The organism is Gemmobacter nanjingensis (assembly GCF_014652195.1).
GTDB lineage: Bacteria > Pseudomonadota > Alphaproteobacteria > Rhodobacterales > Rhodobacteraceae > Gemmobacter > Gemmobacter caeni.
Genome location: NZ_BMYI01000011.1, coordinates 104,935 through 129,347 on the forward strand (window position 1 = coordinate 104,935; position 24,413 = coordinate 129,347).

Consider the following 24,413-nt stretch of genomic DNA (forward strand, 5'->3'; position numbering starts at 1 on the left):
GGCCCTTTCCATTTTGTGCCCCTGATTACGGATGAAGATGCTCAAGCGACTGAAACGCAGACTATTGCGCATCATGACGCGGGCATCGCAGGCCAATCTGGGCATGGTGGCCGCCGGTGTGGCGTTCTTTGGCTTCCTGTCCCTGTTCCCGGCCATCGCATTTGTCATGGCGCTCTGGAGCTTTGCAGCCGATCCGGCAGTGATCCGTGACGAGATGGCGCTGCTGGCCGATTTCCTGCCACAGGATGCCTTTTCCGTTCTGAACACCCAGGTCGAGGCGCTGCTGTCCGCAAGCAGCTCCAGCGAGCTGGGCTGGACCTCGATCCTGTCGCTGCTGGTGGCCTTCTGGTCGGCCCGCTCTGGCGTCGCAGGCATGATTTCCGGCCTGAATGCCGTGCACCATCACCCGGAGCGGTCAGGGCTTTACGCGATCCTTCTGTCGATGGGCCTGACGCTTCTGCTGGTGGTGATCGCGCTGGCGGCGTTGCTGGCGTCGATTGTCGTGCCCGTCCTGCTGCGGTTTCTGCCGCTGGGGCCTTTTGCGGCACTGGTGCTGGATCTGGGCAATATGGCGCTTGCGCTGGGCCTTCTGGTGCTGGGGCTGGCGCTGACCTATCGCTTTGGTCCCAATCGCCCCGATCATATCGAGGTGCGCCTGTTCACCCGCGGCCTGCTGGTGGCCATGGTGCTGTGGTTCGCGGTATCACGCGGCTTTGTGCTCTATCTGGCGAATTTCAACAGCTACAACCAGGTTTACGGCTCCATCGGGGCCGTGGTGATCCTGATGATGTGGCTGTATTTCAGCGCGTATGCGGTGCTGCTGGGCGCGGCGGTCGATGCCGAAGCGGCGAATGTGCCAGAGCCGGGGTTGCCCCCGGCGCCGGATCAGTAATCTTTTTCCTTGAAGATCCCGATGCTGGTCTCGCCCTCACCACCGACGGAGCCGCGCAGCGTGACCGTCTTGCTGAGGTCGAGGTTCAGGTTGATCTTGGCCTGACCGTTCTGGTCCACCTCAATCTCGGTATAGGCCTTGGACGAGATGTATTTGCCCGCCTTCAGCGTGGTATCTCCCTGCGCATCGGTGCTGACATCCAGATCGTCGAGGCCAAAGCCCTTCCGCAGCTTGCCGATGATGCCATCGCCGCCCTTACCCGCAAGCGTTGCCACCGCGCTGGCCAGTTGCGCCGCCTGGAAGGCCGACAGCGAGGTCAGGTCGCGCCCGAACAGCAGATGCGACAGCACCTCTTCCTGCGGCAGTTCGGGCTGCGAAACGAAGGTGATCTTCGGGTCGGTCGCCTGCCCCTCGATCTTCACCGAACTCACGATCTCGCCGTCGTCGTTGGAGGCGAGAATGCTGATGAACGGGTCGAAATCGCCCTGAAGCTGCAACAGCGCCTCGGACAGTGTCAGTCGCTTGCCAAGGATGTCCAGCCGCCCGCGTACCAGGTTGAAGCTGCCGGAGGGCACGACGTTGGCTGTGGTGCCTTGCAGGCGCAGTTCACCGCCCAGTTCGGCATCCAGCCCCCGGCCCCGGATGAACAGCCGCTGCGGCGCTGAAATGCGAAGATCGAGCGGATAGGGCCGCCCGCTGCCCGCCCCATCGCCCGCGGCCGTGTCCAGCAGCCCGGCACGCGCGCGTGTGGCATGGACATCCGCAGGCTCCGACACATGGCGCAGCCCCTCCAGCCCGCCCGCAGCGCCGAGCCCGGTGGAGGGCACGACAAGCTCGGTCTCGCTGAGGTCGATATTGCCTGCGATCTGTGCCCCGCCGGTCAGCGGGCCCTGCATCGTGACCCTGCCGTTGATCCGCGTGGTGAAGAGTTGCGGGTCCTTCACGATCAGCTGCTGAAGCTGCACCACAAGATCGGCCACATAAGGCGCGGCGAGGCCGATGGCGCCGCCAATCAGGATGTTGCCGCCCGAGGTCGAACTGCCGGACAGATCCAGCGCCGCGCGGCCGCCTGACAGGCTGATCGTGCCGTTGAAGCCGGTCAGGGCGGTCGGCAGTGACGGATCGCTGACACGGATGTCTGACAGGCTGATGCGACCGCTGAGTGAAGCGGGTTGCAGCGGGCCGCGCAGCGCCAGGTCATACCGGATGCCACCCGAAACCGTGCGCGGGTCGATGAAGGCATTGCCCAGCGCGGCCTGTGCCGCGCCAACAGCTGTCAGATTGGCGGTGCGGAAATCGGGGCTCATGGTGCCTTGCACCTTGGCGTCGATCCCGCCCGGCCCCTGGCCGGTCAGATCCAGCCGATAGCTGTTGCCGTCGTCCACGATCTGACCGCGAACTGACAGGCGGCCCGGAAACTCCGGCAAGAGTGTCGCAAGGTTCACCAGATCGGCCGACAGGTTTACCTGCCGCGTGGCATCAGTGATACTGCCGTCTGCGGCGACACGCAGTTGCGGATTGTCCAGCGTGGCGGTGTTGACCTTGATCCGCCCGCCATCCAGCATCAGATCGGCGGCCAGTCGGGTTTCCCCCGCCAGAAGCCGGTCGGCCTCGGCCTGCCCTATGGCGAGGTTGCGGCCCGTCGCCTTCGCGGTCAGCTTGCCTGCTTCCGGTGTGCCGCTGAAGCTTGCTGTCGCGCTCAACGCGCCGCGATAGGCGCCGCCGAGGGCACGCAGGTCGCTGAAATCCAGTTCCGCGCTGACATCGCTGCCGGTCTTTGCCAGTGTGCCACGCGCCGAAGCCGCAAGACTGGCGGCCTTGATATCCAGCTTGCGCAGATCAACAGTCTCTCCGGCGATGCCCGCTTCTGCGGAGATGGCCGAGTCGCCTTTCAGCAGCGAGTCGGCCTCGGGAACGCCGATCTTCAGCGCCTTGCCCGTGCCATCGAAGGTCACGGTGCCCGCTTCTGGTGTGCCGGTGAAGCGTGCGCGCCCGGTCAGCCCGCCTCCATAAGGCCCGCCCAGCGCGGACAGATCGGTGAAATCCAGATCGGCAGACAGGTCACTGCCGCTGGTGGCCAGTTGGCCGCTGATCTTTGCGCGCAGGCTTGCCGCTGCAAGATCAAGCTGCCGCACCCGCAGCCCGGTTTCGTCGCGGATTACCGAAAGGTCTATGGTGCTGGACCCGGCCAGCAGGTTGTCGGCCTCGGTGATGCCCGTGCGCAGCGCAGTCCCGTTGATCTGGCCGGTCACGTCAAACTTGCCGCCCAGCAGGGCATAAGACCCGCCCAGGGTCATCTCTGCCCGGCCACCAACAGGCTGCCCGGCCAGCGCGGCAAAGCGGCTCAGATCATCGGCGCGCAGGTTACCCTGCCCGGTGAGTGACAGCGCCTCCTCAAGCCCCGCAATGTTGACGGTGCCATCAAAGCTGTAGTCGGCCCCATTGAGCGCCAGTTTCGTCAGTTGCAGCGCGTCATAACCTTCGCGCCAGCGAAACCCGACGCTGCCCTTCACGCCTGCGCCCAGCGCCTGCGCCAGTGCAGGGTCCGTCGGTTCAATCCCGTCGGCGGTGATGTCGAAATCGCCCGAGACAGCAGGCTTGCCCTCTTCGCGGGTGATCAGGCCCTTGCCCGCGATTTTCGCCTCGCGCAGCTTCAGGTCAGCCCGGTCGAAGCCCGTCATCGCGATATCGGCAGTCCATGCCTCCGCCTCGGACGCATCGAAGCCGAGCGCGATATCGGCATGGGTGATCGAGGTCGGAATATCGGTGCTGAGCGGCAGCAGGACCGGCGTGCCATCCTGCCCCAGCGACCCGTGCAGGGCAAAGCGTTCAGGCAGCCCGTCCGCCGCCAGCGCCAGATTGCCCCGCAAGTCCAGCGCCTGGGTGCGCAGCGTCAGATCATCGACCGTCAGCCGGCCATCCGCGGCCTTCGTGCCCTGGGCGGCCAGTTTCACATCATCGCCGAAGAATTCGGCGTATTCCGGCAGAAACATCGGGGCCGGATCGCCGCCCAGATCAGCCGTGAAGCGCATCCCGCCATCTGCGGCTTCAGCAAGCGTCACCTTGCCGGCCAGTCGTTCCGACCCGCCCGAGGCCAGCCGGATATCAGCCGCGTAGTCGGAAAGTGGCCCTTCACCTTTCACGGTCAGCTCGATTGCCGGATTGCCGGGCAGACCGATCAGCGAGGAAGCAATGCCGCCAGCGGCCTCTTCCACGGCCAGATCCAGCGCCAGAACACTTGTTTCATTGGCATAGCTGGCAGTCAGGGAGACATCGCCCGCAGGCCCGTCATCCGTCCGCCTGAGGGTCAGCGTGGCCTTGCCCTCGCCTCCGGCGAGGCTGGCCGAGGCATTCAGCGTCGCCTCGACCGGCTGGCCCAGCACGGTTGGCCCCAGGACGATATGGTCGGCGCCCAGGGTGCCGATCTCGACTGAAACGGGCAGATCGGGCAGGGCAAAGGCCGTGGCCTCGGGCGCGGGCAGGCTGGTATCGGCACTGGTCGCGGGCAGGCGGTCAAGCACGATCTCCGCTGCCGTCAGCCGGTCGACGGACAGGCGTCCGGTCAGCAGGGCCGACCGGCTCCAGTCCAGCACCACCTTGTCCAGCGTCAGCCAGATGCCGGTATCATCGGCGATGGTCAGCTTTTCGATAGTGGCCTGTGACGACAGCGCCCCGGCAAAACCGGTGATCGTCACCTTGCGCCCGGCGTCGGAAAGGTTGTCCTCCAGCAGAGCGGTCAGCCAGTCGCGGTCATCCTGCTGTGCATGCGCCGCGAAGGGCAGGATGCAGAGGGCGAGAACAAGGATGCGTTTCATCAGAAGGACTGCCCGATACCAACATAAATCTGAACGCCGTCGCCGGTGCTGCCCGCGACCGGGGCCGCGACATCCAGCCGGATCGGCCCGAAGCCCGTGTTGTAGCGCAGGCCGAGGCCGGCGCCTGCATGCCAGTCGCCGTAGGAATCGCCGAAATCGGTGGCGCCGATATAGCCCGCATCAGCGAAGCCAACGATCCCGATGGTGTCGGTGACGCGGGCGCGCACCTCTGCCGAAAGCGCCGCGAAGGCCATGCCACCGATCTTTTCGCCGTAAAGCGCCTTCGAATCGATACCAAGGGATTGATAGGGCTGGCCCCGCACTGTGCCGCCGCCGCCCGAATAGAACAGATAGTCGCGCGGTGTGCCCAGAAGATCGCCGCCGAAGATCGCACCGACCTGCGCCCGAGCGGCAAGGGTGATGGGGCGCTTGTCGCCAAATGTCAGATAGGCCCTGCCGTCTGCCTTGAGCCGCGCGCCGCTGTCAGTGATGCCGAAACCCAGATAGGGACGCAGCTCGGCATCCAGGTAATAGCCTTCCCGCGCATCCATCTTGTTGTCGCGGCTGTCCCAGGTGGCGCCGATCGGCAGGGCGAGATGTTCGTAGGTATAAGAGGCGATGATGTCATCGACCTTGGCATAGGTGAATTCCAGTCCGACGCGCCCGGTCAGTTTTTCCGAGAAGTACTGGCTGAAGCCGATGCCAAGCGTGCCAATGTCGGCGGTGTAATCCTCTTCGTCCAGATGGGCCACCTTGGTTGAAAAGCTCAGGGTGGTATCCGGTGTCAGGGTTGCGGGACGATCAATCGTGACGCCCAGACCGTAGTCCACGCCACTGTTCTGCGCGCCGATATTGTCGATCTCGCCCTCGACCTTCAGCCGCTCGCCGCCGCCCATCAGGTTGCGGTGCAGCCAGTAGCCGGTCAGGCTCATCCCGTCGAGGCTCGCGATTTCGGCGCCGATGGAATAGCGGCGGCGCTTTTCCTCGACCACGGTGGCGGTGATACCGATAAAATCGGGCGAGGTGATGGTTTCATCCTCGGTCAGCGTGACCGAGCGGAACACCCCGGTACGGCGCAGCCGTTCCGCGCTGCGTTTCAGGGCGTCGGGGTCAAAGACCTCACCCTCCGGCAGGCCCGCGATCTTGTGGATGCGGCGCTCGCGCATCCTCTCTTCTCCCTCGATCTTCAGCTTGCCGAAGCGCAGTCTGGGGCCGGGTTGAAGGCCAACCCGTGCGGCAAGCGTGTTGCTGCGGTGATCGGCCACAATGTCCTGACTTGCAACCTCGGCCTTGGCGTGGCCGTCGTCGCGCCATGCGTCAACGCCGGTCTGCACTGCCTCCTGCACCAGCCCGCTTTCGGCGGGTTTGCCGGGGGCGAATCCCTCGGGCATTTCGGTTCCGGCGGGAACCGGCGCGACGCGGGTTTCCGAGAATTTGAACGCCGGGCCGGGGTCGATGGTTACCCGGACCGATCCGATGGCCTTCGGCGCATCCAGCGGGGCGATGCCGGCGGCTTCCTGCCCGTCGATCAGGACGTGGACGACAGGCGAGTAATAGCCGGCGGCATAGGCGGCGCTGACCAGGCGGCCATATTCAGCGCGGGCTGCCGAAAACACATCTTCCGCAGCGGTCTTGCCTTCGGATTGCAGGCCCAGCAGGGCGGAGGCATTGCGCAGGTCTTTCTTCAGCCCGTCGGGGCCGGAAGTCACTGTAAATTCTACAGGTTCAAGCGCACCGGCCGGGGTGGCAAGGGCTGCAAGGGCGGTCATTCCGCCGATCAGGCCAACTACTGGAAACGAACGAAACCGGGCCACGCGCCTCTCCCCTGACAAGAGTTGCGAAAACTATCGCATCTTGTGGGGTGAACCACAATCGCCGCTATCCATGGGGCGGCGCAGGTTCCGGGGGCGGGCGTTGATTCGCCGGTGCGTGCGGGTAAAACAGAAGGGCGGAGATCTTGCGATCTCCGCCCAGTTGGTCACCGCACCGTAAAGTCGTGCCGTCGCGTCGCCGTTACCAGTTATCCGGCCCCTTCTCGATGAAGCGGCGGGCGAGGAAGTCAATGAAGGCCCGGACCTTGGGCTGAGTGAAGCGTCCGGGCGGATAGACCGCATAAATGCCCAGCATTTCCACCGGCAGACCGGGAATCGCCTCTTCCACCTGACCCTTGCGCATTGCTTCGGCGCAGAGGAACGAAGGGAGGAAGGCAATGCCAAGCCCGGCAATGGCGGCATTCAGCAGCGACTGGCCATCGTTGACCGTCAGCCAGCCGTTCGAGCGCACCTGCCGCTTTTCGCCCGAAGGCGCCGTCACCTTCCAGACGTTGCCATTGGCCTGGTTGGAATAGTGCAGCAGCTTGTGTTCGTTCAGGTCGTCGATCTTCAGCGGGCGGCCATATTTCTGGAAATAGCCGGGTGCCGCGATCATCCGCTTGGATGTTTCGGTCAGCTTGCGGGCGCGGAGGCTCGAATCCTCCAGCTCGCCCACGCGGATTGCCATATCGAAGCCTTCGGAGATCAGTTCCACATAGCGGTTGTTCAGCACCATGTTCACGGTGATTTCCGGATATTCGGCCAGAAACTCGCCGAGAATCGGCGACAGGAGGTTCACGCCGAAGTCTGTTGCCACCGAAATCCGCAAGAGGCCCGAAGGCGCGCTTTGCATCGAGGTGACCAGCGCATCGGCCTCTCCCGCATCGTTCAGGACGCGGCGGGCGCGGTCATAATAGGCAAGCCCGATTTCGGTCGGGCTGACGCGGCGCGTGGTTCGGTTCAGCAGACGCGCGCCAAGCCGCGCCTCCAGCGCCGAAACGTGCTTGGACACGGCGGATTTCGAGATGCCCATCTTCTTGGCCGCATCCGTAAAACCACCCTGATCCACCACGGTGGCGAATGCTTCCATCTCGGTCAGTCTGTCCATTGTCGTCCCCATGCGTCTTATGCAGGTCCATGAGGGACTATTGGTTTCGAATTGGGGCGAGACAGGGGCAAGGACGCGACGAACCGGCGGTATATTGGCGGATCGTTCATGGCATGGCACCAATCCTGAGCCGGATTATTGTGCCGCCACCTCTCGCGACGGGGCCAGGAGGCGTTCGCTGACCTCATGCAGGGCCAGTGCCGCCGCGCCATGCGCCCAGAGCAGATCGCCCCAGGCATGGATCTTGACCGGCGGTTTCGGGCGCCCGGTCGAGATGGCAAGCTGCTCCATCTCGGCCAGAGTTTCGGCGGCATACAGATAGTCGTAGCGCATCCGTTCCCCCGACAGGATGATCAGCGAGGGGTCGAACAGGTTCACCACATTCGACAGCCCGACCGCGAGATAGCGCCCGGCACGGCGAAAGATCGACCGCGCGGCGGTATTGCCTGCCTTCGCATGGTCATACAGGCTTTCCAGAAGGACATTCATCGACTGCCCTTCCTTGTGCGCCCAGTTCAGCGCGGTGGTCGCCTCGCGTGCAAGCGCATAGTCGGCGACATAGGCTTCAAGGCAGCCGCGCTGCCCACAGCGGCACAGCGCGCCATCCAGTTGCACCTTGGTATGGCCTAGCTCCATCCCGAGTCCGCGTGCCCCGCGATAGATCCGGTGATTGATGACGCAACCCATACCGACGCCGTGTTCAATGGTGACCACGGCGAAATCGGCAAGGCTGCGGCCCGCGCCGAACCATAGCTCGGCCAGCGTCACCAGATTTGCGTCATTGTCGATATGTACCGGCAGGCCGATGCGCGCGGTAGCGGCCTGGGCCAGCGCCACACCCCGGTCCGCCAGAACCGAGGACCACATCACCATTCCCTGTTCGCAGTCCACAAAACCCGGAACGCCGAGGCCCATGGCCGAAAGATCGCGCGGGGTGATGTCCGCCTTGGTGCAGACGCGGTGCAGCAGGGTATCCATCGCGTCCAGCAGTTCGGGCAGGTTCATGGCGCCCGGTCGGCGCGGGATCACGTCGCCTGCGATCAGCTTGCCCGCGAAATCGACGACAACGGCAGTATGTTCGCGGTCCGAGAGTTTCATGCCGGCCACAAGATGTGCCCCTGCGCGCACGCCCAGCGCTACCGCAGGGCGACCACGACCGGGCTGGTCGCCGTCACGCGGGGCCGCGACCTCCTCAATCAGACCGCTTTCGATGAGTTCCTGCGTGATCGTCGTGACAGAAGCAGGCGAGACGGCCAGTTCCTTGGCGACCTGAACGCGCGGGATCAGCCCGGCGGCGCGTACCCGTTCGAAAACCTGCTGCCGCAGGGGGCGCGTCTGTTCGGAAAGCGGGGCAATCAGCGGGCCGCATCCAACCCGGTCCGGGGTCCGACGCTCGGGTTCATGCGGTTTCATTTATTTGACCTCCAAATAAAAACGCTGCATTGCGGCGCGTATGTGGCGGAATTTCTGCGCTGCGGCGTCATGTTTCGGTCTTTTTTTAAGCGTATCCAGTGTTTGACGATTATTTTTATTTTGACAACTGAAATTATTATGGGCAGTTTCAGGGCGTGCCGACGAATCCGTCGGACCGGCCATTCGCTGGCCGCATCCATAGGGAGGAGAAACATGCGTAATGCGCTGATCGCCGCGGTCGTGGCGGCTGCCGGGTTCAATTCGGCCGCGCTGGCCGAGGGGCTGACCATCGGTGTGAGCTGGTCGAACTTTCAGGAAGAACGCTGGAAAACCGATGAGGCCGCGATCAAGGGTGCGCTGGAAGCAGCGGGCAACAGCTATATCTCGGCCGATGCCCAGGCATCTGAGGCCAAGCAGCTGACGGATATCGAGGCGCTGATCACCCAGGGCGCCGATGCGCTCATCGTGCTGGCCTATAACAAGGACGCCATCGGCCCGGCCATTGAGAAAGCCGCAGCCGAGGGGATTCCCGTTGTGGCCTATGACCGGCTGATCGAAGACCCGCGCACCTTCTATCTGACCTTCGACAACAAAGGCGTTGGCAAGATCATCGCCGAGAAGGTCGTCGAGGCGGCGCCGAAGGGCAATTATGCCATCATCAAGGGTGATCCGGGCGACGCCAATGCGGGCTTCCTGCGCGAAGGCATGGAAGAGGTTCTGGCGCCGAAAGTGGCCGCGGGCGATATCACCATCGTGGGCGAGCAGTTCACCCAAGGGTGGAAGCCCGAAGGTGCGCAAGAGAACATGGAGCAGATCCTGACCGCCAACGACAACAAGGTCGATGCGGTTCTGGCGCAGAATGACGGCATGGCCGGCGGCGCCATCGCTGCACTTCAGGCGCAGGGTCTGAATATTCCGATCGGCGGGCAGGATGGCGACCTCGCCGCGCTGAACCGCGTGGCGCGGGGCACCCAGACTGTTTCGGTCTGGAAAGACTCGCGTCAGCTTGGCGCCAAGGCGGCCGAGATCGCTTCGGCACTGGCCGGTGGCACCGCGCTGGATGCCGTTGACGGTGCGTCCAAGTTCTCGGGCGGGGAAAAAGGCGTTGAAATGAACGCCATCTTCCTCGCGCCGACCCCGATCACCAAGGAAAACCTGAATGTTGTGATCGACGCTGGCCATATCTCGAAAGAGCAGGCCTGCGAGGGGGCTGCCGACGACGTGGCGGCCTGCAAGTAAGACCTGCATCGGCGGGGGTCTTTGACCCTCGCCGACTTTCATGGGCGGCGAGGCTGCCCGAGCTGCGACAACGGCCCGGCGGATATGGCCCTTCGCCTCGCCCGTCTGCACCCTTTTCACCGTAGTGCCGGACGATCCCATGTCATCATCCTCGAATACCCGCGCCGGAGCGACCTCCGGCCCCGTGTCCCGTTTCCTGAAAGCAACCGAAATCGACACCCGCCTGTTGGGCATGATCGGCGCGCTGTTGCTGATCTGGGTCGGCTTCCACCTTTTCGGTGTTTTCTTCAAGGGTTCGGGTTCGTTTCTGACCCCCCGCAACCTGTGGAACCTGTCGGTCCAGACCGCCTCTATCGGCATCATGGCCTGTGGCATGGTGCTGGTCATCGTCACGCGCCATATCGACCTGTCAGTCGGTTCGGTTCTGGGCTTCTGCGCCATGGTCATGGGCATCGTGCAGGCTCGCATCCTGCCCGAGTTTCTGGGGCTGGGTCACCCGCTGATCTGGGTGATTACGGCGCTGGTCGGCATGGCGCTGGGCGCGGCCATCGGGGCCTTCCACGGCTGGCTGGTGGCCTATCGGGGTATCCCGGCCTTCATCGTGACGCTGGGCGGCCTGCTGGTCTGGCGTGGCTTTGCCTTCCTTCTGGCGCGTGGTGAGACGATCTCGCCGCTGGACAGCACGTTCTCGCTGCTGGGGGGCGGGCCTTACGGGGCGATTGGCGCCATGGGAAGCTGGATCGTTGCCCTGATCGCCTGTGCCGCAATCCTGTGGATGTTGTGGAATGGCCGCCGCACCCGTGCGCTGCATGATTTCCCGCAACGCCCGGTCTGGGCTGAGGGCGTGCTGGCTGCGCTGGGCTGCGGTCTGGTGATCGGCGCGACGCTGCTGGTCAACGCCTATCCATGGCCCAAGGGAATTGTGCGCCAGTATGCAGCTGCAAATAATCTTGAAGTGCCCGAGGCGGGACTGTTCATCAGCCATGGCTGGGCTATCCCGGTGCTCATCATGCTGGGGGTTGGTGTGGTGATGACAGTCGTTTCCACCCGCACCCGCTTTGGCCGCTATGTCTTTGCCATGGGTGGCAACCCCGACGCGGCCGAGCTTTCTGGCATCAACACCAAATGGATGACGGTCAAGATATTCGCCGTCATGGGCTTCCTGACCGGCCTGTCCTCGGTCGTGGCCTCGGCCCGCCTGAACTCGGCCACCAATGCACTGGGCACGCTGGACGAGCTTTATGTCATCGCGGCGGCGGTCATCGGCGGCACCTCGCTGGCGGGCGGCGTCGGCACTATCTACGGCGCGATCATCGGCGCGCTGGTGATGCAGAGCCTGCAAACCGGCATGGTGCTGATCGGCTTTGACGCGGCGCTTCAGAACATCGTCGTCGGCTCGGTTCTGGTGCTCGCCGTGTGGCTGGACATCGTTTACCGCAAGCGCGCCAAGTAAGGGGGACGGAACATGACGAACAAGGGAACCCCGCTGGTCGAGATGCGCGACATCTCCATCTCCTTCGGCGGCATCAAGGCGGTCGATCATGTGACGATCGACCTGTATCCGGGCGAGGTTGTGGGTCTGCTGGGCCATAACGGCGCCGGGAAATCGACGCTGATCAAGTGCCTGTCAGGCGCCTACCAGATGGACAGCGGCGAGATTTTCATCAACGGCAACAAGGCCGAAATCCGCAGCCCCCGCGATGCGCGCGGTTATAATATCGAGACGATCTACCAGACGCTCGCGCTGGCCGACAACCTCGATGCCGCCTCGAACCTGTTTCTGGGGCGGGAACTGATCGGGCCGGGCGGCTTTCTGAACGACATCGCGATGGAGGCCGAGACCCGCAAGATCATGGGACGGCTGAACCCGAACTTCCGCAAGTTCAACGTGCCGGTTTCGGCACTGTCGGGCGGACAGCGGCAGTCGGTCGCCATCGCGCGCGCGGTCTATTTCAACGCCAGAATCCTGATCATGGACGAGCCGACCGCCGCGCTTGGCCCCCACGAGACGCAGATGGTGGCGGAACTCATTGCCGAACTGAAAAAGCAGGGTCTGGGCATCTTCCTGATCGAGCATGACATCCATGCGGTGATGGAACTGTGCGACCGTGCCGTGGTGATGAAAAACGGCCAGCGTGTCGGCACGGTGAACGTGAGTGATGTGACGGATGATGACATTCTGGGAATGATCATCCTGGGCAAGAACCCCCCACAGGCCTATTGATATGTATATCGGGCTTGATCTTGGCACCTCCGGCCTCAAGGGCGTGGTGATCGACGAAAACCAGGGGGTCGTGGCGGAAGCCACCGCCTCTCTGGCGGTTTCGCGCCCGGCAGAAGGCCAGAGCGAACAATCCCCGGCCGACTGGATCGCGGCGGCGGAAACGGTGATGGACGGTCTGGCGCGCCGGACCAGCCTTGCGGCCGTCAAGGGGCTCGGCCTGTCGGGCCAGATGCATGGGGCGACGCTGCTGGATGCGGCGGACGAGGTTCTGCGCCCCTGCATCCTGTGGAATGACACGCGCGCCCATGCCGAGGCGGCAGTGCTGGACGGCGACCCGATGTTTCGCCGCATCACCGGCAATATCGTCTTTCCCGGCTTCACGGCCCCCAAACTCGACTGGCTGCGCCTGCATGAACCGCAACTCTGGCAGCGCGTTGCCAGGGTGCTGTTGCCGAAGGATTATCTGCGGCTCTGGCTGACCGGGGAGCATGTGGCCGAGATGTCGGATGCCGCCGGCACAAGCTGGTTCGATACCGGCGCGCGCGACTGGTCTGATGACCTTCTGGCAGCTACCGGCCTTTCTCGGGCGCAGATGCCCCGGCTGGTCGAGGGGTCCGAGGTTTCGGGCGTGCTGCGGGCGGAACTCGCGCGGCGCTGGGGCCTGCCCGAGGGTGTGGTCGTCGCGGGCGGCGGGGGCGACAACGCGGCCTCCGGGGTTGGCGTCGGCGTGGTGCGGGCGGGCGATGCCTTTGTCAGCCTGGGCACCTCGGGCGTGCTGTTTGCCGCGAATGACGGCTATCAGCCCGCGCCGGAAACCGCCGTGCATACCTTTTGCCACGCCCTGCCGCAGACCTGGCACCAGATGGGGGTGATCCTGGCCGCGACCGATGCGCTGAACTGGTATGGCCGGTTCGTGGATCGTGATGCGGCGGCGCTGACCTCTGAACTGGGCGCGGTGCAGGCGCCGGGCAAAACGCTGTTCCTGCCCTATCTGGGAGGCGAGCGCACGCCGCTGAACGATGCTGCCGTGCGGGGGGCATTCATCGGACTGGAACATGCGACCGACCGCGCGGCGGGAACGCGCGCGGTGCTGGAAGGCGTGACTTTCGCTTTCCGCGATTGCCGGGATGCGCTGGCCGCCACCGGCACGCGGCTGGAGCGGCTGATCGCAGTCGGGGGCGGCTCCCGCTCCGCCTACTGGCTGCAAGCCATTGCCACCGCGCTGGGCGTGCCTGTGCTGCTGCCCGAGGCGGGCGATTTCGGCGGGGCCTTTGGTGCCGCCCGTCTGGCCCTGATGGCCGCCACCGGGGCGGGGGCGGAAATTGCCACCCTTCCCCCCATCGCGCATGTGATCGAGCCGGTCGCCGCGCTTTCCGATGCTTTCGACGCGGGCCATGCCCGGTTCCGCGCCGCACAATCCGCAATCCGAGGACTGACATGACCGACTTCTTCAAGGGTATTCCTGCCATCCGCTTCGAAGGCCCTGACAGCACGAATGAATTTGCCTTCCGGCACTACAATCCTGACGAGGTGATCCTCGGAAAGCGGATGGAAGAGCATCTGCGCTTTGCTGTCGCCTATTGGCACAGCTTCGCCTGGCCGGGTGGCGATCCGTTCGGAGGTCAGACGCTTGATCGCCCCTGGTTCGGGGACACCATGGCGCTGGCGAAACTCAAGGCCGATGTGGCTTTTGAGATGTTCGATATCCTGGGCGCGCCCTTCTACTGCTTCCACGATGCCGATGCGCGCCCCGAAGGCGCCACCTTCGCCGAAAGCCTGCGCAATCTTGAGGAAATCGTGGATTACCTCGGCGAAAAGCAGGTCAGCCACAAGGCAAAGCTTTTGTGGGGCACCGCCAACATGTTCAGCCACAAGCGCTGGATGTCAGGCGCGGCTACCAACCCCGATCCGGATGTCTACGCCTATGCCGCCGCCAATGTGAAGGCGAACATGGATGCCACGCATCGGCTGGGCGGGCAGAACTATGTGCTCTGGGGCGGGCGCGAGGGCTATGAGACGCTCTTGAACACCGATCTGAAGGCCGAACGGGAACATGCTGGACGCTTCCTGCAACAGGTGGTCGACTACAAGCACAAGATCGGCTTCAAGGGCGCCATCCTGATCGAACCAAAACCGCAGGAGCCGTCGAAGCACCAGTATGATTACGATGTGGCTACGGTTTACGGCTTCCTTGTCCAGTTCGGTCTGGAAAAGGAAGTTCAGGTGAACATCGAACAGGGCCACGCCATTCTCGCCGGGCATTCCTTTGAGCATGAGATCGCGCTGGCCGCCTCGCTGGGCATCTTCGGGTCCATCGACATGAACCGGAACGATTACCAGTCCGGCTGGGATACCGACCAGTTCCCGAACAATCATGCGGAAAAGGCGCTGGCCTTCTACGAAATTCTGCGCGCGGGCGGCTATACCACCGGCGGCACCAATTTCGATGCCAAGATCCGGCGCCAGAGCCTCGACCCCGAGGATCTGATCCTTGCCCATGTCGGTGGTATGGATACCTGTGCGCGGGCGTTGAAGGCGGCGGCAGCCTGTCTGGAAGATGGCGGGCTGGAGACCGCGCGCGCCGCGCGCTACGCGGGCTGGCAGACGCCTGCTGCCAAAGCGATGCTGGAAGGCTCGCTGGAGCAGGCGGCAGCGCGGGTGACGGCGGAAGGGATTGAGCCGCAACCGAAATCCGGGCGGCAGGAGCGGCTTGAAAACCTGTGGAACCGCTTCATCTGAGACTGTGCGGCCGGGCATAGCAGTATGTCCGGCCATACATATTGTTTGCACTATCAAAATATAGAATAAATCCGTCTTTTTGAATGTGCACGAACATGGTCTGCTGCCGGTATCGGAGGATCGGATGCAGCAGACAGTCTCATGGATCGGCAAGGCGATGGCGCGGCGCGAAGATGCGCGGCTGCTCAAAGGCGCGGGCCGTTTCGTTGACGACCATCAGCCCGAGGGCTGCCTTTTCCTGGAATTTCTCCGCAGCCCCTATGCAGCGGGGCGGATCACCGATCTGGATGTCTCGGAGGCGGCTGTGGCAGAAGGCGTGATCGCCGTGCTGACCGCCGCAGATTTTGCCGGGCTGGGGCAGGCGGCCGTGAATGCGCTGCTGCCCGGCGCCGAGGTGCATCCGCTGGAGCCGCTGGCCTCGGGCCGGGTGAAGGCGGTCGGTCAGGCCATTGCCGCCGTGATCGCTGAAACCCGCGAGGCCGCGCGCGATGCGGTGGAACTGATTGCCTTTGACATCGCAGAAGAGCCGCTGGCCATCCGCCGGGTGCTCCGTCACCGCTGGCAATCCGGCGTGCCGCAGACCGGGCGCGAGATTTCGGTGCAGCTTGACCATGCGCTTGTCGCCCCGATGGCGCTGGAGCCGCGCGCGACGGTGGCGCTGCCCGAGGGCGCGGGGCTGAGGGTGCATCTGTCCACCCAGACGCCGCAGCGCTGCCGCACCGATCTGGCCGCGATCCTTGGCCTTGCGCCCAGCGCGATCCGGGTCCTGACGCAGGATGTGGGCGGTGCGTTTGGCGGCAAGGCGTCCCTGATGCCCGAGGATGCGGTGGTGGCGCTGGCGGCGTTACGGCTTGGCCGTCCGGTGAAATGGACCGCCGCCCGGTCCGAGGAGTTTCAGGCGGCGACGCAAGGACGTGGCGGTGAAACCCGCGCCGTGCTGACGCTGGATCATCAGGGCGTGCCTGTTGCACTGTCGGCAGAGCTGCGCTTTCCGCTGGGCCACTGGATGCCTTATTCAGCGCTGGCGCCGCTCCGCAATGCGGGGCGCATCCTGCCCGGTCCCTATGCGATCGAGGCGGTGGATATCGAAGCGCAGGCGCATCTGACGCCGGGCGCTGCCGTCAACATCTATCGCGGCGCAGGGCGACCCGAAGCGGCGATGTTGATGGAGCGGCTGATCGACAAGGCGGCGCAGGCGCAGGGCCTTGATCCGCTGGAGATGCGGCGCCGCGCGCTTTATCGCGGTGCCTTTCCGCGCGCGACGCCGACGGGTGAGGCGATCTGTTCCGGTGATTTCGCGGCGCTGCTGGACCGCCTGGAACGCGAAGCCGATTACGCGGGCCTACGGGCGCGTCAGGCTGAGCGTCGCGCGAAGGGCGCGGTCTGCGGCCTTGGCCTCGCGCTCTATATCGAGCCCTGCGGGCAGGGCTGGGAAAGTGCCGAATTGCGGCTGGAGGCTGATGGTACCTTCACCGCGCTGACCGGATCGTCGGCACAAGGGCAGGGGCGTGAAACCGCCTTCGCGCAGATCGTGGCAGAGATCATGGGCGTGACCCCTGACCGCGTGCGTGTGGTGCAGGGCGATACCGAGGCGGTGCCCGAAGGCATCGGTGCGCTGGCGTCGCGTTCGACCGCCATCGGCGGCACCGCCATGGCCCGCGCCACTCGGCGGATGCTCGACCAGCTTGGCCCGCGGAATGACTGGTCGGGTATCGGCCCGGTTTCGGTCAGGGAACGCTATGAGGCGCCGGGCGAGGCCTGGGCCTCGGGTGCGGTTCTGGCCGAAGTGGCAATCTGCCCCGATACCGGCCATCTGACGGTCGAGGGGATCACCTGGGTCGATGATGCGGGGCGTGTGCTGAACCCGATGCTGGTGCAGGGCCAGCTGATCGGTGGTCTGGCCCAGGGCCTTGGCGCCGCTACTATGGAACGTATGGCTTATGCCGACGGCCAGTTACTGACCGGCAGCCTGATGGATTACGCGGTGCCCCGCGCCAGCGACATGCCGCCCGTGCGGCTGATCAGCCAGCCCCTGCCCAGCACCGCCAACGAGATGGGCTTCAAGGGCGTGGGTGAGGCCGGTTGCATCGGCGTGCCCGCCGCGCTGCTGAATGCGGTGCAGGATGCGCTGTTGCCCTTCGATGCCCCTGATCTTTCACTTCCGCTGACGCCGGAAAAACTCTGGCGCGCCATGACAGGACTTGAGCCATGAAATATACCCGTGAAACCGCCAAATCCCACGCTTTCGCCCATATGCGCGGCATCTGGGCAGCGGCGCTGATGCCGTTCCGCGAGGATCTGTCGATCGACGAGGATGGCTTTCGCCGCAACATGGATCACTGGATCGAGGATCTGGGAATCGACGGCTTCTTCATCGCTGGCAAGCAGGGAGAGTTCTTCTCGATGTCGCTGGACGAGCGCAAGCGCAGCTTCGACCTTGCGGTGGAGGCAGCAGGCGGCCGCGCGCAGACGATCATGTCCTGTTCCGATCAGAACATGGATGTGGTGATTGATCTGGCGAAACACGCGCAGGCCTGTGGCGCCGACTACATCGTCGTCCACGCGCCGATTCTGCATTTCTTCAAGGAACAGGATGAAACCCTGCTGCGCTATTACGAAACCATCGCCAGCAAGGTGGACATCGGCATTGCCCTGTGGAGCCACCCGGACAGCGGCTATCTGATGAGCCCGCAGCTTTGCAACCGGCTGGCCGACATCGAAACCGTGGTGGCGATCAAATATTCCGTCCCGCGCGAGATGTATGCCGAACTGACCCGGCTGGCCGGCGACCGCATCATCGTCTCTACCGCGTCAGAGGAGGAATGGCTGGACAATATCCTTGAGCTGGACTGGCGGCTCTACCTGTGTTCCTCGCCGCCCTATCTGATCCAGACGAAGAACGACCGGCGGATGCGGCAGTATACAGACCTCGCTTTTGCCGGAAAGGCAGGGGAGGCGCGGGCGATCCGTGACAGCCTCGACCCCGTGCGCCATGCGCTGAAATCCACCCGTCCGGCGGAAAAGCCGCACAGCCACCAGAAGTACTGGCAGGATCTGCTGGGCCAGACCGGCGGCCGCGTGCGCCCGCCCTGCCTTGAACTGACCGAAGATGAGAAACGCGCGACCCGTGCGGCCTTTGAAGCCTGCGGCCTGAAACTCTGATCACAGGGAGATCACGATGACCCGCCTCGCTGCCTTCAATTTCCAGAAATGGATCGACGAACACAAACACCTGCTGAAACCGCCGGTCGGCAACCAGATGGTGTTCAGGGATTCGGACCTGATGGTCACCGTGGTCGGTGGTCCGAACAAGCGTACCGATTACCACGATGACCCGGTGGAGGAGTTTTTCTATCAGCTCAAGGGCGACATGCTGCTGAAGCTGCATGATACCAAAACCGGCGATTTCTACGATGTGCCGATCCGCGAGGGTGATATCTTCCTGCTGCCTGCGCATGTGCGCCACTCGCCGCAGCGCCCGCAGGAAGGCAGCATCGGCCTCGTGATCGAACCGGCCCGCCCGGAAGGCGCGCTTGACGCGGTGGAGTGGTATTGCTTTGAATGTCAAAGCCTTGTGCATCGGGCCGAGGTTGATCTGGAAAGCATCGTCGATGACCTGCCGCCGATCTACAAAGCCTTCTACGCCGATGAGGCCGCGCGCACTTGCCCGAATTGCGGCACGATCCATCCGGGCAAGGAACCGCCGGAGGGTTGGGTGAAGCTCTAGATATTTTATGCTTGAAATATTTGCCCGCTGTGGCATGCTACCTTCAACAACAAGGCCAAAACGGCCCCAACATGGGAGATATCAATGAAGAAACTGCTGACGGCAGCGAGCCTTCTCGCGCTGACTACCCTTCCGTCGCTTGCCGAGCCGCTGAAGATTGGCGTCATCACCACGCTGTCCGGCCCGGCCGGATATCTGGGCGAACAGGTGCGGGACGGCCTGCAACTGGCCATCGATCAGGAAGGCGGCAAGCTGGGTGGCGTTGATGTGGAACTGGTGGTTGAGGATGATGGCCTGAAGCCCGGCAATGGCCTTCAGATCGCCGACAAGTTCATGAACGAGGAAGGCATCAAGCTGATTACCGGCATCATCTTCTCGAACGTCGCGGGTGCGACGGTGCCGGAAGTCGTAGAAAACGACGCCATCTACATCAGCCCGAACGCCGGTCCCTCGAACCTCGCAGGTGCGGGCTGCAACAAGAATTACTTCGTGGTCAGCTGGCAGAACGACTCGCTGCACGAGGCGACGGGGGCTGCGGCCAAGGCGCTGGGCTACAAGAAGGTCGTGGCGCTGGCCCCCAACTATCAGGCGGGCAAGGATGCCATCGCCGGCTTCAAGCGGGAATTCGGTGGCGATGTGACCGAGATCTACACCCAGCTTGAACAGACCGATTTCGCGCCGGAAATGGCACAGATCCGCGCCGCCGCGCCGGATGCGGTGTTCCAGTTCCATCCCGGCGGCATGGGCATCGCCTTCCTCAAGCAATATGTGCAGGCTGGCCTGTCGAAAGACATCCCGATGATCGTGTCCGAGCCTTCGGCTGATGGCGTGATCCTGAATGCCGTGGGCGAGGCGGCGGTGGGTCTGAAGGCCACGACGCACTGGAATGCCGACTTCGACAACGAGGCCAACAAGGCCATGGTCGCCGCCTGGGCCGCCAAGCACCCCGACAAGCCGCTGACCACCTATGGTCAGCAAGCTTATGACGTGGGTCTGCTGATCGCTTCGGCGCTGAAGAAGACCGGCGGCATCGACGATCTGGATGCCTTCCGTGCCGCGCTGAAAGAGGCCGATTTCACCTCGACCCGCGGCGATTTCAAGTTCGGACCGAACCAGCACCCGGTGCAAGACTGGTTCATGGTCGACATCGTGGCCGGGCCGGATGGCAAGCCCATGTGGGTGACCAAGGAAAAACTGCGTGACGATGTGGGTGACGTCTACGCTGCCGAGTGCAAGATGTGACGATGCCGGGCCGGGGTTTTCCCCGGCCTGTTTCCTGACAATCCAGACATCTGATCGGGCGGGCGTATGATCCTGTTTCTCGAACAACTGCTCAATGGCTTGCAGTATGGCGTGATGCTGTTCCTGCTGGCCGCGGGGCTGACACTGATTTTCGGCATCATGGGTGTGATCAACCTCGCCCATGGCTCGCTTTACATGATCGGCGCCTATGCGGGCACGCTGGCCGCCATGCAGACCGGCAGCTTCTGGCTGGGGGTTCCTGTGGCGCTGATTGCCGCCGCTCTGACAGGGCTCGTGATGGAGGCGGTGGTGATCCGGCGCCTTTACGCCCGCGACCATCTGGATCAGGTTCTGGCGACCTTTGGTCTGATCCTGTTCTTCAACCAGTCGATCATCCTGCTGTTTGGTCGTCAGCCGATGTTTACCCAACTGCCCGATCTGTTTTCCGGCGCGGTCGAGGTCATTCCCGGCCTGCCTTACCCGAGCTACCGTCTGTTCATCATCGCGGTCGGCCTTCTGGTGGCGCTGGGGCTTTACCTGATCATCAACCGCACGCGGATCGGCATGCTGGTGCGCGCAGGATCGACCAACCGCGAGATGGTGCGGGCGCTCGGTGTCGACATCCGGCTGCTGTACACGCTGGTTTTCGGCCTTGGCGCGCTGCTGGCGGGGTTGGCCGGATTTCTGGCCGGGCCGGTGCTGGCGGTGCAAGTGGGGATGGGCGAGCAGATCCTGCTGTCGACCTTCGTCGTCGTGGTCATCGGCGGTGTCGGTTCTATCAAGGGCGCCTTCGTCGCCGGTATCTCGCTGGGCGTTATCGACACGATGCTGCGTGCCTTCCTGCCCGGTATGCTGCGGCAGGTGATGGCCGGTCCCGAGGCCGATGCGCTGGGCGTCGGGATCTCGTCCATGGGGATTTATCTTCTGATGGCACTTGTGCTTCTTGTCCGGCCCAAGGGCCTGTTCATGGCGGGGAGCTGAGCGATGAACAGCCGTATTCTTGCCGCCGTCCTGCTGATCCTTCTGGCCGCGCTGCCGTTCATCGCGCAGGCAACCGGGCAATCCGCGCTTCTGTCGCTGGCCTCGCGAATCCTGATCTATGGCATGGCCGCTGCCAGCCTGAACTTCGTTCTGGGCTATGGCGGGATGGTCAGCTTTGGTCACGCCGCCTTCTTCGGGATCGGGGGGTATGTGGTGGGCATCCTGTATCACCACGCCGATACCGAAACGCTGTTCTGGGGTTTCATCCCCGGTACGACACAAATGCTGATCACGCTGCCTGCCGCCATTCTTGTCAGCGGTGCCTTCGCCGCCGCCATCGGCGCGCTGAGCCTGCGAACCGGCGGTGTGCAGTTCATCATGATCACGCTGGCCTTCGCGCAGATGCTGTTCTTCCTTTTCGTCTCGCTGAAAACCTATGGCGGCGAGGACGGGATCATCGTGCGCCGCACCAATGAGCTGCCCTTCCTCAACACCCGTGACCGGGCGGTGATGTATTGGGTGGTGCTGGCGATCACCGTCGCCTTCGCGCTGGGCCTGCGGCGTCTGACGAAATCCAGCTTCGGCACGGTGATCTCGGGCATCCGCCAGAACGAGCGTCGAATGGCCGCGCTTGGCATTCCGGCCTACCGCTACAAGCTGTTCGCCTTCATCCTGTCAGGCATGGGCGCCGGACTGGCCGGGGCGTTGATGGTCAATGTGTTGCGCTTTGCCAGCCCTGACATGATGCACTGGACCAAATCGGGCGAGCTGATGATCATGGTCATTCTTGGCGGGGTGGGCACGCTGGTCGGGCCGTTCCTCGGCGCTGCCGCACTGCTGTCACTGGAAAGTGTGCTGGCCTCGTGGTCGGAACACTGGCCGCTGGCCATGGGCCTGATCCTGCTGGTGGTCGTTCTGGGCACCAGGGGCGGGCTGATGGCGCTTGTCACGCGTCTCACGGGGGGCCGCAAATGACTGCGATCCTGAAGATCGAAAATCTGGTGAAGCGGTTCGGCGGGCTGGTGGCGACCGACAATGTCAGCCTTGAGGTCATGCCGGGTGAAATTCACGCCCTGATCGGGCCGAATGGCGCGGGCAAGTCGACGCTGATCAACCAGCTTTGCGGCGAGTTGCAGCCGAACGAAGGCGCCATCCATCTGGCCGGGAGGGATATCACCCATCTGCCGGTGCCTGCGCGGGTAGACCTCGGGTTGGGGCGGACCTTCCAGATCACCTCGCTGCTGGACGAGATGACGGTGCGCGAGAATATCGGCATGGCTGTTCAGGTACGCGAAGGTGGCAACTTTCGCATCTGGGATGCGCTGCGCAAGCGCCGTGCGATCTGGGACGAAACCGACCGCCTGCTGGCGGGGGGCCAACTGGCCGACCGCGCCGATGTGGCGGTGGCAGATCTGAGCCATGGCGAAAAGAAACAGCTTGAGCTTCTGGTCGCGATGGCGATGCAGCCGCGCCTGCTTTTGCTGGACGAGCCGATGGCCGGTCTGGGCCATCTGGAAAGCCAGCAGATGATCGGCATGTTGCGCGACATCAGCAAGGAAGCGGCCATCCTGCTGGTCGAACATGACATGGAGGCCGTCTTCGCGCTGGCCGACCGGATTTCAGTGCTGGTCTATGGCCGGATCATCGCCCAGGGCTCGGTCGAGGAAATCCGCAACGATCCGGCGGTGCGCGAGGCCTATCTGGGTGCGGAGGACGAACTGTGCTGAGCGTTTCCGAACTGAAAGCCGCCTATGGGGCCAGCCAGGTGCTGTTCGACATTCATCTGGACATTCGCGACGGCGAGGTGGTCACGCTGATGGGCCGCAACGGCATGGGCAAAACCACGACGGTCCGCTGTATCATGGGCCTTCTGGGCGCGCGGGGCGGAAAGATCGAGTTCGAAGGCGTGAAAACGCTGGGCCTTACGCCGGAACGCATTGCCCGGCTCGGTGCCGGTCTGGTGCCCGAGGGGCGGCAGATCTTCCGCACCCTGACCGTGCGCGAAAACCTTGTGGCGACGGCGGCGAACCGTTTGAAGCGCAATAATCCCTGGACGCTGGAGCGGGTCTACGACCTGTTCCCCCGTCTGCGCGAAAGGGCAGGCCAGGTGTCGGGCACGCTGTCGGGAGGAGAGCAGCAGATGCTTGCCGTCGGGCGGGCGCTGATGACCAATCCTCGCCTTCTGATCCTTGACGAGGCGACCGAGGGGCTCGCCCCGGTGATCCGCACCGAGATCTGGCATTGCGTGGAGCGGCTGAAGGCCGAGGGGCAGTCGATCCTGCTGATCGACAAGAATCTTGGCGTGCTGAAGCGGCTCGCCGACCGGCATTACATCGTGGAAAAGGGGCGCACCGTCTGGGTTGGCACCGGCGCCGACATGGACCGCGACAGCGAAAAGGTGCGGGGCTATGTCGGGCTTTGATCTGCCCATCGCGCTGATCGGCTGGGGAGCCATCGGATCGCGCGTCGCTGATCTTCTGGCGGAGCGTCGCGCGCCGGTGAAGTTGCTGGCAGTGGGGTTGCGGCAGGGCAGCAGCCTGCGCAGCCCGTTGCCGCGGGGCGTAGAACAGGTTTCCGATCCCGCCAGCCTGATCGCCCTGCGCCCCGCGCTGGTGATCGAGGTTGCGGGGCGTGCTGCCGTTGACCCCTGGGCCCTGCCGCTTCTGGAAGCGGGGATTGATGTGGCCGTCTCCTCGACCTCGGCGCTGGTCGATCCGGCCTTGCTGGATCGGCTGACCGGGGCCGCGCGCATGTCCCGCGCGCAATTGATCGTGCCGCCCGGTGCACTGGGCGGTATTGATGCGCTGGCCGCGGCTGCGCGCCTGCCGCTGGACCGCGTGCGGCACGAGGTGGTGAAGCCGCCCCGCGCCTGGAAAGGCACCCCGGCCGAAACGCTGCTGAAACTCGACGCGCTGACCGAGGCGACCACCTTCTTCGAAGGCCCCGCCGGACAGGCTGCCACCGATTTTCCGCAAAACGCCAATGTGGCGGCGATTTCGGCGCTGGCCGGCATCGGGCTCGACCGCACCACGGTTGCCCTGATCGCCGACCCGGAGGCGGCGGTGAACCGCCACCGCATCACCGCAGAGGGGGCTTTTGGCCGCATGGAGGCGGTCTTTGACAACCGGCCTCTTGCAACAAACCCCAAATCCTCCGAAATGACGGCACTTTCATTGGTGCGCCTGATCGAAAATCGCGCCAGCCCGCTCGTCATCTGAAGGA

At 64.0% G+C, this 24,413-nt stretch carries 19 protein-coding genes; 15 read left to right on the forward strand and 4 right to left on the reverse strand.

Annotation, left to right across the window (positions count from 1 at the left end):
* The first annotated feature begins 31 nt into the window (after positions 1–31).
* Positions 32–892: a YihY/virulence factor BrkB family protein gene (locus tag IE126_RS16805; RefSeq protein ID WP_189381668.1), complete on the forward strand. Its 861-nt coding sequence runs from the start codon at positions 32–34 to the stop codon at positions 890–892.
* Here the strand turns inward: IE126_RS16805 and IE126_RS16810 are convergent.
* From IE126_RS16810 to IE126_RS16825, 4 genes are all read right to left on the reverse strand, one after another.
* Positions 886–4,707 carry a translocation/assembly module TamB domain-containing protein gene (locus tag IE126_RS16810; protein WP_189381669.1) on the reverse strand — a complete coding sequence of 1,274 codons (3,822 nt, stop codon included), beginning with the start codon at positions 4,705–4,707 and terminating at the stop codon, positions 886–888. The two genes, IE126_RS16805 and IE126_RS16810, sit on opposite strands and share 7 nt — an antisense overlap.
* Positions 4,707–6,476 carry an autotransporter assembly complex protein TamA gene (locus IE126_RS16815; protein WP_189381670.1) on the reverse strand — a complete coding sequence of 590 codons (1,770 nt, stop codon included), beginning with the start codon at positions 6,474–6,476 and terminating at the stop codon, positions 4,707–4,709. Before IE126_RS16815 ends, IE126_RS16810 begins: the two co-directional genes overlap by 1 nt.
* A gap of 244 nt (positions 6,477–6,720) precedes the next feature.
* Positions 6,721–7,626 (reverse strand): LysR family transcriptional regulator, encoded by a 906-nt coding sequence (locus tag IE126_RS16820; RefSeq protein WP_054304134.1) that lies wholly within the window; start codon positions 7,624–7,626, stop codon positions 6,721–6,723.
* Positions 7,627–7,761: 135 nt separating this feature from the next.
* Positions 7,762–9,039, reverse strand: coding sequence for an ROK family transcriptional regulator (locus IE126_RS16825; protein ID WP_189381671.1), 1,278 nt, complete (start codon positions 9,037–9,039; stop codon positions 7,762–7,764).
* Positions 9,040–9,252: 213 nt separating this feature from the next.
* Between IE126_RS16825 and xylF the strand changes: the two genes are divergently transcribed.
* The 14 genes from xylF to IE126_RS16895 all read left to right on the forward strand — a co-directional run bounded on the left by xylF (position 9,253) and on the right by IE126_RS16895 (position 24,409).
* Positions 9,253–10,278 (forward strand): D-xylose ABC transporter substrate-binding protein, encoded by a 1,026-nt coding sequence (xylF, locus tag IE126_RS16830; RefSeq protein ID WP_054304132.1) that lies wholly within the window; start codon positions 9,253–9,255, stop codon positions 10,276–10,278.
* Positions 10,279–10,417: 139 nt separating this feature from the next.
* Complete coding sequence (locus IE126_RS16835) at positions 10,418–11,731, forward strand: sugar ABC transporter permease (RefSeq protein ID WP_054304131.1); 1,314 nt, start codon at positions 10,418–10,420, stop codon at positions 11,729–11,731.
* A 12-nt stretch (positions 11,732–11,743) separates the two neighbouring features.
* Complete coding sequence (locus tag IE126_RS16840; RefSeq protein WP_054304130.1) at positions 11,744–12,502, forward strand: ATP-binding cassette domain-containing protein; 759 nt, start codon at positions 11,744–11,746, stop codon at positions 12,500–12,502.
* Between the two features lies 1 nt (position 12,503).
* Positions 12,504–13,943, forward strand: coding sequence for a xylulokinase (gene xylB, locus IE126_RS16845; protein ID WP_189381672.1), 1,440 nt, complete (start codon positions 12,504–12,506; stop codon positions 13,941–13,943).
* On the forward strand, positions 13,940–15,241 hold the full coding sequence (gene xylA / locus IE126_RS16850; protein ID WP_108130596.1) for a xylose isomerase: 1,302 nt from the start codon (positions 13,940–13,942) through the stop codon (positions 15,239–15,241). The genes xylB and xylA overlap by 4 nt, the downstream gene beginning before the upstream one ends.
* A 124-nt stretch (positions 15,242–15,365) precedes the next feature.
* A complete protein-coding gene (locus IE126_RS16855; protein WP_108130597.1) occupies positions 15,366–17,453 on the forward strand; it encodes a xanthine dehydrogenase family protein molybdopterin-binding subunit in 2,088 nt (695 codons plus the stop codon).
* On the forward strand, positions 17,450–18,403 hold the full coding sequence (locus tag IE126_RS16860) for a dihydrodipicolinate synthase family protein (RefSeq protein WP_108130598.1): 954 nt from the start codon (positions 17,450–17,452) through the stop codon (positions 18,401–18,403). The genes IE126_RS16855 and IE126_RS16860 overlap by 4 nt, the downstream gene beginning before the upstream one ends.
* A gap of 16 nt (positions 18,404–18,419) precedes the next feature.
* Entirely contained in the window at positions 18,420–18,968 is a 549-nt protein-coding gene (locus IE126_RS16865) for a 3-hydroxyanthranilate 3,4-dioxygenase (protein WP_054304125.1), read from the forward strand.
* 84 nt (positions 18,969–19,052) lie between these two features.
* The gene (locus IE126_RS16870) at positions 19,053–20,210 is read left to right on the forward strand and encodes an ABC transporter substrate-binding protein (RefSeq protein WP_054304124.1); all 1,158 of its coding nucleotides are present in this window, start codon (positions 19,053–19,055) and stop codon (positions 20,208–20,210) included.
* 66 nt (positions 20,211–20,276) lie between these two features.
* A complete protein-coding gene (locus tag IE126_RS16875; protein WP_054304123.1) occupies positions 20,277–21,191 on the forward strand; it encodes a branched-chain amino acid ABC transporter permease in 915 nt (304 codons plus the stop codon).
* Between the two features lie 3 nt (positions 21,192–21,194).
* On the forward strand, positions 21,195–22,166 hold the full coding sequence (locus IE126_RS16880; protein ID WP_054304122.1) for a branched-chain amino acid ABC transporter permease: 972 nt from the start codon (positions 21,195–21,197) through the stop codon (positions 22,164–22,166).
* Positions 22,163–22,918 carry an ABC transporter ATP-binding protein gene (locus IE126_RS16885; protein WP_054304121.1) on the forward strand — a complete coding sequence of 252 codons (756 nt, stop codon included), beginning with the start codon at positions 22,163–22,165 and terminating at the stop codon, positions 22,916–22,918. Before IE126_RS16880 ends, IE126_RS16885 begins: the two co-directional genes overlap by 4 nt.
* Positions 22,912–23,613 carry an ABC transporter ATP-binding protein gene (locus IE126_RS16890; protein ID WP_054304120.1) on the forward strand — a complete coding sequence of 234 codons (702 nt, stop codon included), beginning with the start codon at positions 22,912–22,914 and terminating at the stop codon, positions 23,611–23,613. The genes IE126_RS16885 and IE126_RS16890 overlap by 7 nt, the downstream gene beginning before the upstream one ends.
* Positions 23,600–24,409 (forward strand): aspartate dehydrogenase, encoded by an 810-nt coding sequence (locus IE126_RS16895; protein ID WP_189381673.1) that lies wholly within the window; start codon positions 23,600–23,602, stop codon positions 24,407–24,409. Before IE126_RS16890 ends, IE126_RS16895 begins: the two co-directional genes overlap by 14 nt.
* Positions 24,410–24,413: the final 4 nt, after the last annotated feature.